Below are 11,841 nucleotides of genomic sequence, written 5' to 3'. Positions count from 1 at the left end.
TCGTATGGAAATGAAAGTGGAAACCGGAAAGAATATACAAGTTAACGATGTGAGCCCTTCAGGAATCAAGATCATCTGGCAGGAAATCAAAAAGGATAAACTTGCCATGGGCTCATTGATTTTATTAGCAGCCATATTGCTTTTTGTTTACGGTGCGTCGTTCTTCATGGACGCCAAGGAAATAGCCAAGGTCGATTTTCTCTCCATTTATATGGAACCATCTTCAGACTATTGGCTTGGAACCGATTATGGCGGCCGGGATGTATTCGGACAACTGATAATAGGTACGAGAAATTCATTTACGATCAGTTTATTCATTACCTTATTCACGGCTATCATCGGTTTATCATTAGGGCTTCTGGCTGGCTACTTTGGCGGGGCAACCGATAATGTGATCATGCGCGTTATCGATTTCGTGATTGCCCTTCCGCAATTGATGTTCATCATCGTTGTAGTCACGATTGTACCGATCTTCAATGTATATGTTTTCATTTTAATCATGACGATGTTTTTATGGACAGGAAAGGCACGGCTGATTCGTTCAAAGGCTTTGTCTGAGCGTGAGCTGGATTATATCCATGCCTCACAGACACTCGGGACGCCACATTGGAAAATCATCCTGTTTCAGCTTCTGCCCAATGTCAGTTCATTGATCATCGTTAACTTCATTTTGAACCTTGCTGGCAATATTGGCCTAGAATCCAGTTTGACTTTCTTAGGGTTCGGTCTTCCGGAGAGCACACCGAGTTTAGGGACGCTCATCAGTTATGCTCGTAATCCAGATGTTCTGGAAAACAAGTGGTGGATATGGGTACCCGCATCACTCATGATTTTAGTGTTGATGCTGAGTATAAATTTCGTTGGTCAAGCGTTAAAACGCGCCGCCGATGCAAGACAAAGAAGAGGATAAAAAAGGGGAGTGTATGATATGAAAGTCAAAAGCTACAGTAAGGTATTAAGTGCATTGGCCATTTCGTCTCTACTGCTTGCTGCATGTTCGAATGATACGGAGAAATCGTCAACGAAAGAGAAAAAAGGGAAAGATGTCGAACAGGTCGATACCTCTAAATTCCCGACAAAGACGACCAATCAAGGAGAGCCGATTGAAGGCGGCCATCTGACATATGGTTTGGTATCAGATACCCCGTTTGAAGGGATATTAAACAAAGTTTTCTATCAAGGCGAACCCGATAACCAAGTTATCACATTCTTTGATGAGGATTTATTGGATACAGACGAAAACTATGTATATACGAATGAAGGTGCCGCTTCCTATGAGATTTCAGACGACCATAAAACGGTCACGCTGACGATTAAGGATAATGTAAATTGGCATGATGGAAAACCTGTGACTGGTGCCGATTTGGAATATGCATATCTTGTCATGGGAAGCAAAGATTACAAAGGTGTCCGCTATGATGAACAAATGGCTTTAATCGAGGGTATGGAAGAGTATCATGAAGGGAAAGCGGATAAGATTTCAGGCATTAAAGCCGACGGCAAGAAAATCGTTTTCACATTCAAAAAAGCGAATCCTTCCGTCACGACCGGATTATGGACATACCCGCTTCATAAAGAATACTTAAAAGATGTTCCAATTGCAGATTTGGAATCTTCGGATAAAATCCGTAAAAACCCGATTGGTTTTGGACCATTCAAAGTGAAGAAAATCGTTCAAGGGGAAGCGGTCGAATTCGAAGCGAATAAAGATTATTATCGCGGTGAACCTAAATTGGACAGTGTCACATTAAAAGTCGTGAATCCTTCTGTTGTCGTCAAGTCACTTGAAAATGGTGACCTCGATGTAGCGGAGGTCCTGGCGGAGCAATATGAGCAAGCCAAGGAATTGGATAATGTCGAATTATTGGGGAAAGTTGAATTGGCTTATACCTATATTGGTTTCAACTTCGGTCATTATGATAAGGAAAAAGAAGAAAATGTTATGGATGAAAATCCTAAATTCGGTGACAAACGCCTTCGTCAGGCGATGGCATATGCCATCAATAATGAAGAGGTTGGCGAAAAGATGTTCAAGGGCCTTCGCTTCCCTGCCAACTCGGTCATTACCCCGAACTTTAAATATAACAATAAAGACCTAAAACCATATGAATATAATCCTGAAAAAGCTAAGGAACTTTTGGATGAAGCAGGATTTGTAGATACGAATAATGATGGCCTTCGCGAAGATGCAGACGGAAAAGAGTTCAAAATCAACTTTGCTTCCATGAGCGGTTCCGATGTTTCTGAGCCACTAGCAAGATATTATATCCAGCAATGGGAACAAGTAGGGTTGGACGTCGAATTGCAGGATGGAAGGCTGCATGAGTTCAATTCATTCTACGACCTGCTGAAAAAGGATAATGATAAAGTTGATATTTATCAAGCTGCATGGGGGGTAGCTTCCGATCCAGATCCATCAGGAATATGGTCCAGATCTGCAGAATTTAACTATACCCGCTGGGTGAGTGAAAAAAATGATGAGCTTCTTGCTAAAGGGATTTCAGAGGAAGCCTTCGATGATCAATATCGAATCGATACGTATAATGAGTGGCAAGAATTGATCCATGAAGAGGTTCCGGTCATTCCGACATTATTCCGTTATCAATTGGCTGGAGTGAATGAACGCGTTACAGGTTATGATTATCTCGCAGGCCGCCAATATCAGTGGCATAATGTCGGGGTAACCAAATAATTGATGACTATCGGCTGCCTTTATGGGCGGTCGATTTTTTTTTGCGTTTCAATGAAGTGGATAAAGGTTATATAGATAATAGTAAGTAATTGGAAGGGTGATATTGATGGAAGTGAGAAATCCTAATGAAACAAAGAGAGAGTTAGAAATATTGTTTACTGAATCGGTTGGCCGTTTACTAAAACCTATTGAAGAGGAAATCATTGCAGACATCGTAGCCTATCCAGACGAAAAGAGAATTGCCTTCTTGGAATATATGAAGGAAATGTCCAACAAACAAAGACAGTTGAAGCAAGTTGAACTTTCATCATGAAGGAGGTTTTTTTATGAGGAACGAAGATATGAGCAGATACAAAGTATGGCGCGATAAGTGGAAAAGAAAAGTGAATATGGAGAATTTAGCGTTATATGGCATTTCAACATTAGTTATGGCCATTTTGCCTGTCCTGGCCCATATGAGTTAAATCGATTAAAGGACCGTCTTTTGGCGGTCTTTTAATATGTTAAAAGTTGCCATGAAAAGATATAATGAACAAAGAGGAAAGGAGAGGTATGCATGAGTGTGATCGAAGAAAAAGAAATCGTATCTTACATAAAAGATTTAGTATCAATACCCAGCCCCTCCGGCTATACAGAGCAAGCCATTAAATACGCGGCCGAGTTCATGGAGCAGAGGAAGGTTCCTTACAAGATCACGAATAAAGGGGCATTGCTTGCTTCACTAAAAGGCGAAGATGATGGCAAACATCGTTTGCTGACTGCCCATGTGGATACCCTGGGAGCCATGGTAAAGGAAATCAAGGCGAATGGCCGCCTTAAATTGACGATGATCGGCGGTTTTCGCTGGAACTCAGTGGAAGGGGAGTATTGTAAAATCCATACGGCTGATGGGACCATTATCACCGGCACCATTTTAATCAATCAGACCTCTGTCCACGTATATAAAAATGCAGGGGATGCCAAGCGTGATGATGAAACAATTGAGGTCCGGATAGATGCAGTCGTGAAAACTAAAGCGGAAACGGAAGCCATTGGCATTTCTGTTGGAGATTTTGTCTCCTTTGAACCGAGAGTGGAAATGACGGATACAGGTTTTTTGAAATCAAGGCATTTGGATGATAAAGCTAGCGTTGGCATCCTCCTTCATATCATTGACCTCATTTCCGCGGGAAAGATAAAATTGGCATATACGACCCATTTCCTGATTTCAAACAATGAAGAAATTGGCTATGGCGGTAATTCCAATATCCCTGAGAAAACAGTCGAATATCTAGCTGTCGATATGGGTGCGATCGGTGATGGACAATCGACGGATGAATTCAGCGTTTCCATTTGCGCAAAAGACTCCTCGGGTCCTTATCATTATAAATTACGTCAGCATCTAGTCTCACTTGCCCAAGCAAATGCTGTCGACTACCGCGTCGATATTTATCCATATTATGGATCGGACGCTTCCGCAGCGATCCGGGCAGGGTATGATGTCGTACATGGTCTGATCGGACCGGGGATCGATGCTTCACATGCCTTCGAGCGGACACATGTATCTTCATTAAAGCATACAGCCAATCTGATTTTGCATTATATCCAATCAGAGTTGGTATAATCGTAAAAAAAGCCCGCATTCGTATCCTATGAGCGCGGGCTTTTAACTGGTTTTTTAGCGATATTATATTATAGTCGTGAGTTTTTAGCATAATACTCGTTAATATCGGTCAAAATACTCGTGAGTTTTGGCGTTTTACTCTTGATTTGGTCGTAATACTCGTGAGTATTGGCGTTTTACTCTTGATTGGTCGTAATACTCGTGAGTATTGGCGTTTTACTCTTGATTTGGTCGTAATACTCGTGAGTATTGGCGTTTTACTCTTGATTGGTCGTAATACTCGTGAGTATTGGTGTTTTACTCTTGATTTGGTCGTAATACTCGTGAGTATTGGTGTTTTACTTGTGAGTTTGGTCAAAATACTCGTGAATTTCGGTCAAATACTCGTAAATTTGGTCCATTTACTCGTGAATGACAAATTATGATTTATAATGATAATTCTTGTGGAGGTTCACCATTGTTGTTCATCAACCGGATGCTTTCCGGCTTAATCTGAAGGATTAAATAATTTGGATCTTTCGGACCTTCGAACCAATCTTCAAATGATTCATTCCATAATTTATCTTTCAATTCCTGCGAATCGTTTATTTTCGAGGTACCTGAGATTTCCAGGTAAGAATCGCCTATTCCTTCATTCTCATAGCCGATCAGGATATGAACATTAGGATTCTTTTCAATTTCATCAATTTTTTCCGTCTTTCCGCTCGTTGGTGTGTATAAAGTTAATTCATCGTTAAAAAATGTCATATAGCGTGAATGTGGTTTGTTGTTTTCAACTGAAGATAAAACTCCTATTTTATGATCACGGATAATGTTCAATACTTTTTCTTTTATTTGGTTTTGGCTCATTTTTATACACTCCTTTTATTTTTTTCTCTATTACTTTTCCTCTTTTTTCATTAAGTTAAACAAAATTCTGCAGTTTGCCATTTTTATGAATGAAGACTGAAAGAAGTTGCCATACTAGTCATTACGTGTTTTGCAATTTCATGATGTTAATCCATTTGTAAAGGTGAGTATGATGAATGAATTGTGGTGAATTACTTATCATTGGCGGGGCAGAGGATAAGTGCCTTGAAGGTGAAGTATTAAATAAATTTGTTGAGCTTGCAACCCATAGCGATGGCGGAATAGGAATATTGCCTACAGCGAGTGAAATTCCAGAGGAAGTGAGTACAGAGTATATCAAGGTTTTCAGGGATTTAGGCGTGGACAGGGTGGAAGTGATCAAGCTGGATTCAAGGCAGGATGCAGACGATCCGGCAATTTGTGAACAGCTGCCATCTTTTTCAGCTATCTTCATTTCAGGGGGAAATCAAAGCCGATTGTCTGAACTGATTGGAAAAACCAAATTCCACGATGCCCTTTCTAAAGCCTGGCATAAAGGAATGGTGATAGCAGGGACAAGTGCTGGCGCTTCCATATTAGGTAAGCATATGATCGTTGCTGCTGACACGATGCTGAATGACAATAAGTTAAAGGTCGAAATTGGGGTAGGTTTCGGCTTCCTTGACGGCCTGATAATCGATCAACATTTTTCCCAACGTGGCCGCTTTGACCGTCTGTTAAGTGCGATAGCAGGGAATAAAGAGATTATGGGTATTGGCATTGATGAAAATACAGCAATTTTAGTTAAAGACGGACTTTTTGAAGTAGTTGGCCAACATCAAGTATTGGTTCTTGATGGCAGCACCAGTGATTATATCAATATCACATCTTCTGAAAATGGCAGTGAAGAGTTGACTCTTTCGGGATTTAACCTTCATGCACTAACCAGAGGATACCGTTTTGACCTGCTTACCAGGAAATTGTTGATGAAAAAGGGGATCCAACAATGATGATCAATCGAGTCCGTTATTTAAAAGGGCCTAATTATTTTGCTTATACACCTACAATTTGCATTGAATTGGATATAGGGGAATTGGAACAGAAACCATCTGATTCAATACCTGGATTCAATGAAAAATTGTTAAAGGCGCTTCCGAACTTGGGAAGCCATACATGTTCAAAAGGGTATCGAGGCGGTTTCGCCGAAAGGCTGAGAAAAGGAACATGGATGGGACATATATTGGAGCATATGACGATTGAGCTTCAAAACTTGGCCGGAATCGAAGCCATTCGTGGAAAAACGGTAATGATGGAAAAGAAGGGTTTTTATTATGTTACCTTTGACTATCAGGAGCCTCACTCAGGTCTTCAAGCTTTTTTAGCAGCAAAAGATATCGTGGAAGCCATCCTGAATGGTGAAAAACTTATAAATGTACAATCCTATGTAAAACAAATAGAGCAGTTATATTATAAAAATAAACTGGGGCCAAGTACCGAAGCCATTTTTAAGGCAGCACAAGCGAAAGGCATCCCTGTCGAGCGAATGGGTGATGAAAGCTTACTACGTTTAGGAACAGGTACAAGGCAGAAGTATGTCCAGGCGACAATTTCTAGCCAGACTTCGAATATTGCCGTTGAGAATTCATGTGACAAATCATTGACCAAATCAATTTTAAGAGGGTGTGGTCTCCCTGTACCTGAAGGGGAAGTTGCCCATTCCATTGAAGATATCTTTGCCTCGGCGGACAGAATGGGTTTTCCACTGGTCATAAAACCGTATAATGGGAGACAGGGACAGGGTGTCATCACCCATATCAAAAATAAGGATGAACTATTCAATGTAATCAATTGTTTGGAGTCGCATGTGGAGAAGTACATTGTCGAAAGGCATATTGAAGGACATGATTATCGGTTACTGATAGTCAACGGGGAACTTATCGCCGCTAGTTTGAGGCTTCCTCCCTATGTTATTGGCAACGGTAAGGAATCGATACGCAGTTTGATAGAAAAGGAAAATAGTAATGATTTGCGGGGAGAAGGTCATGAAAAGCCGATGTCAAAAATCCCACTTACACATACCGTCACGTGTTACTTGGAAAAATCGAATCGGACGCTCGATACCATTCCGAATCAAGGGGAATTGGTTCAAGTTGTCGGCAATGCAAATCTTTCGACTGGTGGAAAGGCAATAGATGTAACGGATCAGGTTCATCCCACCATTAAGAATATGGCTGTTGCTGCCGCGAAAGCGATCGGTTTGGATATAGCGGGAATAGATTTTATCTGTGAGGATATTTCAAAACCAATCGAACATTCAAAGACTGCGATTATTGAAGTGAATGCTGCACCGGGAATTCGAATGCATCATTATCCGAGTGAAGGGAAAAAAAGGGATGTGGGCAAGGCCATTGTCGATTATTTATTTCCCACCCGGGAAGAGGCGGCTATACCGATCATCGCAGTGACCGGTACAAATGGAAAAACGACAACCGCCCGATTGGTTCATTATTTTCTTACTAATGAAAAAACAAAGGTGGGTATGACAAATTCTGATGGAGTATATATAGGCAATGAGGTATTGGATCAAGGTGACTGCAGTGGCCCGGTCAGTGCAAGAATGGTATTGGCCCATCCTGAAGTTGATGTAGCCGTATTGGAAACGGCCCGGGGCGGGATTCTGCGTGAAGGTCTGGCTTTTCGTAAATGTGATGTGGGGATCATTACCAATGTAAGTGAGGATCACCTCGGCCGTGATGGAATCGATACGTTGGATGATCTCATAAAATTAAAGAGGCTGGTAGCCGAAGTCGTAATGAAAACAGGCTATTGTGTGCTGAATGCAGATGATCCGAATGTAGCTGCCATGAACGGTTATACAGATGGGGAAGTCATTTATACCTCTATTGATGCCACCCAGCCTCACGTGAAGGCTGCGATAAATGGGGGATGTAAAGTTTGGTACGTCAATGAACAAGGCGTGATTTGTCATTCATCTGATGGTGTCATCCATCAATTTATGGATTGCACCATGATTCCAATAACGATTTCCGGCAAGGCACGTCATAATATCGCCAATTTACTTCAGGCGTTAGCCGCAGCCGAAACACAAGGCATTTCCATGGAAGAACTAAGAAGGAAGGCTGCCACATTTATGCCTGATACAAATTTGTCCAAAGGACGTTTCAATTTAAAAAAGTTGAAAGAGCGCACGATCATCATCGACTATGCCCATAATGAAGCAGGATTGAAGGCCATATTCGAAACGGTCAGTGCCTATAACAAAAATCGTCTTATCACTGTTTTGGCAGGACCGGGGGACCGAATTGATGAAGAGCTTATCAGGCTCTCCAAGGTGGCGGCCATGAATTCTGATCTGTTCATCATTAAAGAAGACGATGATTTGCGGGGAAGGGAGCCGTTCGAAGTAGCCGGACTGCTTCAGGAAGCTGCCGTAGAAGCTGGGTTACAAAAAGATCGGACATTCATCGAACCTAATGAATTGGACGCATTCGTAAAAGCCTGGGAAACATCACAACCGGGTGACCTATTATTGTTCTTTTACACGGATTTCGAATATGTAGAGAGGTTTTTCGAAAAAGTTTCAACAAATCCATTGCCGAAGAAATAAAAGAACGTGCATTCCGCCCTGAAAATCCCTTCATTGTCCATCAAGGCAAGCAATTACGCGCGAAAATTCAGTGAAGTGGAAAGTGACTGTAAGAAAAAAAGCTAATCCAAGTGGATTAGCTTTTTTTCATAACCGTTTCATTTGCAGCCGGGACAGCTGCATGGTCTTTTTTATATATTCGCTGAAGCACGATGGACTGAACAATCATGAATATACCTCCGATTGACCAATACAGCGGCAATGCAGCAGGAGCAGAGAAAGAAATGAATAAAATCATTGCTGGTGAGAGCAGGCTCATCATCTTCATTTGTTTCTGCTGTTCTTCCGGCATTTGTCTCATGGAAATGATCGATTGGAAGTAATAGATGACACCAGCGATAATTGCCATGGCAATATTCGGCTGGCCAAGGCTGTACCAAAGGAAACTATGGGTCGCAATTTCATGGGAACCTTGAATCGCATAATAAAAGCCCATTAGTATCGGCATTTGAATTAAAAGCGGCAGACAGCCCATGTTTAGCGGATTGACTCCATGTTTTTGGTAAAGCTGCATCATTTCCTGTTGAAGGGCCTTTTGTTTAGCCGGATCTTTCGTCTCTTTGATTTTCTGCTGGATTGCAGACATTTCCGGTTTCAGCCCATTCATCTTCGTTTTCATGCTAAGCTGTGTTTTATATTGCTTGGCAGTCAGCGGAAGCAAGACAAGACGAATCAAAAATGTCATCATGATGATGCTTAATCCATAGTTACCATTAAATAAATCAGCATTAAATTCTAGCATTTTTGTCATGGGGTTAACCAATGCAGTATGAAATGGACCACTCGTTGCTGCTGAGCATCCTGTCAAAAGGGTCGTTGCCAGAAATAGCACGGTAAGTAGAAACATGTTTTTCTTCTTCAATATAATTTCCTCCTCGAATTGTTAGTGGTTAAACAACGAGAAGGAGGCTTGGCTCATCGGAATCATCTGGTGAATCCTTTTGCCGGATAAATGTGAAAAAGCGCTGTGCACCGCGCCAGTCAAAAATGCTGCCTGTCTGAACAGGGGATTTACTTTTATCTGTATGAACAGAAGCTTGATATTTGTCGTTCAAGAGCGATTGCTTTTTATTTAAGAAGTAAAACGCAGCCAGTGGAAAGACAAAGGTAAATAAGTAACCTGCCCATACCGCATGGCGAACGGTCTGATAATCGAATTCTAATAATAATTCCCACATAGGAATCCCTCGTTTTTTCTAAGATAAGAAAATTTGGCCTCCAAAAATGATTTAGGGCCTGAAATGACTTTTGATCTTATTGAGTTTAAATCATTAAGAACACTATATCAAATTCTAGTACAAGAAAGCTAAAAAATATAGGGGTATTTTCAAAAAATAAACAGGGAATATTTTCTGATGCATTAATTTGACGTTAAAGGTCAATTAGAATCCGGATTCGAGTAATTAAGAGCGTAGATTGCACAAATGGTCACTCGTCTACATAAGGATAAAAGAAAGTTCAATTATGAGGTGAAAAGGTATGAAACCACACGATTCATTCAATCAAAAGAACCGCAATAATAATGGTACTGAAAATAATTTATATCAACATGCATATCACCCAAACATGAAAAATGATTTCCCGGCAGCGCCATATCCATTTGAAAATCAGCAAATGGATGAAAGAACTCCTCCTGGACCACCTGGTCCATCCTTCTGAGGGGGCCAGCGGCCGCATTGGGGAGGCCCACCTCATATAGCTCCGCCTTTATTTACTCCACATCTTCAAGGTGGAATGTTTAAGGCTTATGACGCTGATTCAATGAAAGGGTGTTTATACCAGCTTAAAAATGGCCGATCATTTTGATTTTCCCCCACATATGTCGGCTATAATTCAGTGGCTGGGTATCGATGGAGACGAAGTCAACAGCGCTGGGCCCATTATGGAACGGACGCGCATCAGATACAATCATTTCAATGTTATTAAAAAAACAATCCGCATTTGCGGATTGTTCAGTTTGTCGACAAAAGGGGGAGTTCGGAATGCCATCACCCCGAACCATGATTTTAAAAGAAAACTTGGTTACCCTTCATGTTTTTTCACTTATCATTCAAAGTTTCAATCCAAAAAATAATCAGGAAAGTCAGAAATGATACCATCTAACTGCATCTTTTTAAACATGCGTATTTGTTTTTTATTGTTGACGGTCCATGTATATACTTTCATCCCGTGCTTTTGGATTCGCATTTGCAGCTTCGTACTCAAAATCGTTTGCTTTGGATTCAAAAATGATGCAAACTCAGCAATCTCTTTTAATTTTTGGTCATTAATCCGCCGTTTTATCAAAACGCCCACTGGTATGTCCGGCATTAATTGATGAAACCTTTTCATGGATTCCATATCGAACGAATGAACCATAATCCTATTTTTACTTGTTGAATATTCTTGGAATTTTCCTAATTCTTCTGCAAGTTTCAGTTCAATGCCGGGATAAGCAGATGGATGTTTTAATTCGATTAAAATTCCAATTTCAGACCCGAAATTCTCCAATACCTCACTTAGTAAAGGAATCCTTTCGTTTTTATAGCGAGAATGATACCAGCTTCCTGCATCCAGTTCCTTTAATTCGGCAGCCGTGTAATCACGGATGTTCCCTTTGCCGTTTGTGGTTCGATCCAGAGTGGGATCATGATGAACCACAAGTACATCATCTTTACTAAGATGGATATCCATTTCCAGGAAATCTGCTCCCAATTCAATTGCTTTATCATAAGAGGCCATTGTATTCTCGGGGCAATATCCAGAAGCACCGCGATGTCCAATTTTAAGGGGGGAATGCTGCACTATGAAGCTTTCGGGGAAATCACCCTTTGATCTTTTAGCGCAGATAGCGAACAGGACAAGTATGGTTACCACGATAATAAGAAAAAATGCAATCATCTTTCACACTCCTATTAGGGACATTGATTAAACTTCTTAAATAAGAATATAAAGAAGTTAGCAGGACAGCCTCATTTCATAATTTTACATGTTAGGCAGGAAAAAATCATGTTTTACACAATGTTATAATCCCGACTTAAAGGATTTATTGGAAAGGTATGGAATACATAT

The 11,841-nt window shown here is 40.9% G+C and carries 13 protein-coding genes; 9 read left to right on the top strand and 4 right to left on the bottom strand.

Going from position 1 to position 11,841, the window contains the following annotated elements:
- Positions 1 to 10 precede the first annotated feature (10 nt).
- The 6 genes from QFZ73_RS04260 (at position 11) to QFZ73_RS04235 (ending at position 4,720) form a co-directional block, all read left to right on the top strand.
- Positions 11 to 910, top strand: coding sequence for an ABC transporter permease (locus QFZ73_RS04260; RefSeq protein WP_373458990.1), 900 nt, complete (start codon positions 11 to 13; stop codon positions 908 to 910).
- An 18-nt stretch (positions 911 to 928) separates the two neighbouring features.
- A complete protein-coding gene (gene opp4A / locus QFZ73_RS04255) occupies positions 929 to 2,692 on the top strand; it encodes an oligopeptide ABC transporter substrate-binding protein (RefSeq protein ID WP_307263357.1) in 1,764 nt (587 codons plus the stop codon).
- Positions 2,693 to 2,798: 106 nt separating this feature from the next.
- Positions 2,799 to 3,005, top strand: coding sequence for a hypothetical protein (locus QFZ73_RS04250; protein ID WP_307263353.1), 207 nt, complete (start codon positions 2,799 to 2,801; stop codon positions 3,003 to 3,005).
- 13 nt (positions 3,006 to 3,018) lie between these two features.
- The gene (locus QFZ73_RS04245) at positions 3,019 to 3,156 is read left to right on the top strand and encodes a hypothetical protein (protein WP_307263349.1); all 138 of its coding nucleotides are present in this window, start codon (positions 3,019 to 3,021) and stop codon (positions 3,154 to 3,156) included.
- Between the two features lie 92 nt (positions 3,157 to 3,248).
- The gene (locus QFZ73_RS04240) at positions 3,249 to 4,295 is read left to right on the top strand and encodes a M42 family metallopeptidase (RefSeq protein WP_307263346.1); all 1,047 of its coding nucleotides are present in this window, start codon (positions 3,249 to 3,251) and stop codon (positions 4,293 to 4,295) included.
- 182 nt (positions 4,296 to 4,477) lie between these two features.
- Complete coding sequence (locus tag QFZ73_RS04235; RefSeq protein ID WP_307263343.1) at positions 4,478 to 4,720, top strand: hypothetical protein; 243 nt, start codon at positions 4,478 to 4,480, stop codon at positions 4,718 to 4,720.
- 1 nt (position 4,721) lies between these two features.
- On the opposite strand, the gene QFZ73_RS04230 is transcribed toward QFZ73_RS04235, so the two are convergent.
- Entirely contained in the window at positions 4,722 to 5,144 is a 423-nt protein-coding gene (locus QFZ73_RS04230; protein ID WP_251431100.1) for a pyridoxamine 5'-phosphate oxidase family protein, read from the bottom strand.
- Positions 5,145 to 5,320: 176 nt separating this feature from the next.
- On the opposite strand from QFZ73_RS04230, the gene QFZ73_RS04225 reads away from it, so the two are divergent.
- Positions 5,321 to 6,133 carry a cyanophycinase gene (locus QFZ73_RS04225; protein ID WP_251431098.1) on the top strand — a complete coding sequence of 271 codons (813 nt, stop codon included), beginning with the start codon at positions 5,321 to 5,323 and terminating at the stop codon, positions 6,131 to 6,133.
- The gene (cphA, locus tag QFZ73_RS04220) at positions 6,130 to 8,751 is read left to right on the top strand and encodes a cyanophycin synthetase (protein WP_307263336.1); all 2,622 of its coding nucleotides are present in this window, start codon (positions 6,130 to 6,132) and stop codon (positions 8,749 to 8,751) included. The genes QFZ73_RS04225 and cphA overlap by 4 nt, the downstream gene beginning before the upstream one ends.
- Before the next feature lie 115 nt (positions 8,752 to 8,866).
- Here cphA and yidC read toward each other — a convergent pair whose 3' ends face one another.
- Together yidC and QFZ73_RS04210 are read right to left on the bottom strand one after the other, a co-directional pair.
- The gene (gene yidC, locus QFZ73_RS04215; protein ID WP_307263333.1) at positions 8,867 to 9,652 is read right to left on the bottom strand and encodes a membrane protein insertase YidC; all 786 of its coding nucleotides are present in this window, start codon (positions 9,650 to 9,652) and stop codon (positions 8,867 to 8,869) included.
- Positions 9,653 to 9,680: 28 nt separating this feature from the next.
- Positions 9,681 to 9,968, bottom strand: a complete 288-nt coding sequence (locus QFZ73_RS04210) for a hypothetical protein (protein ID WP_251431090.1) — start codon at positions 9,966 to 9,968, stop codon at positions 9,681 to 9,683.
- 301 nt (positions 9,969 to 10,269) lie between these two features.
- Here QFZ73_RS04210 and QFZ73_RS04205 point away from each other — a divergent pair, with 301 nt between their 5' ends.
- Entirely contained in the window at positions 10,270 to 10,449 is a 180-nt protein-coding gene (locus QFZ73_RS04205) for a hypothetical protein (protein ID WP_251431086.1), read from the top strand.
- A gap of 399 nt (positions 10,450 to 10,848) precedes the next feature.
- Here the strand turns inward: QFZ73_RS04205 and QFZ73_RS04200 are convergent, their stop codons facing one another.
- Positions 10,849 to 11,670, bottom strand: a complete 822-nt coding sequence (locus tag QFZ73_RS04200; protein ID WP_307263327.1) for a glycerophosphodiester phosphodiesterase — start codon at positions 11,668 to 11,670, stop codon at positions 10,849 to 10,851.
- Positions 11,671 to 11,841: the final 171 nt, after the last annotated feature.

The organism is Peribacillus sp. V2I11 (assembly GCF_030817135.1).
GTDB lineage: Bacteria > Bacillota > Bacilli > Bacillales > DSM-1321 > Peribacillus > Peribacillus simplex.
The sequence above is the reverse complement of the archived record's forward strand: the minus strand, read 5'-3'. Positions and strand labels throughout refer to the sequence as shown.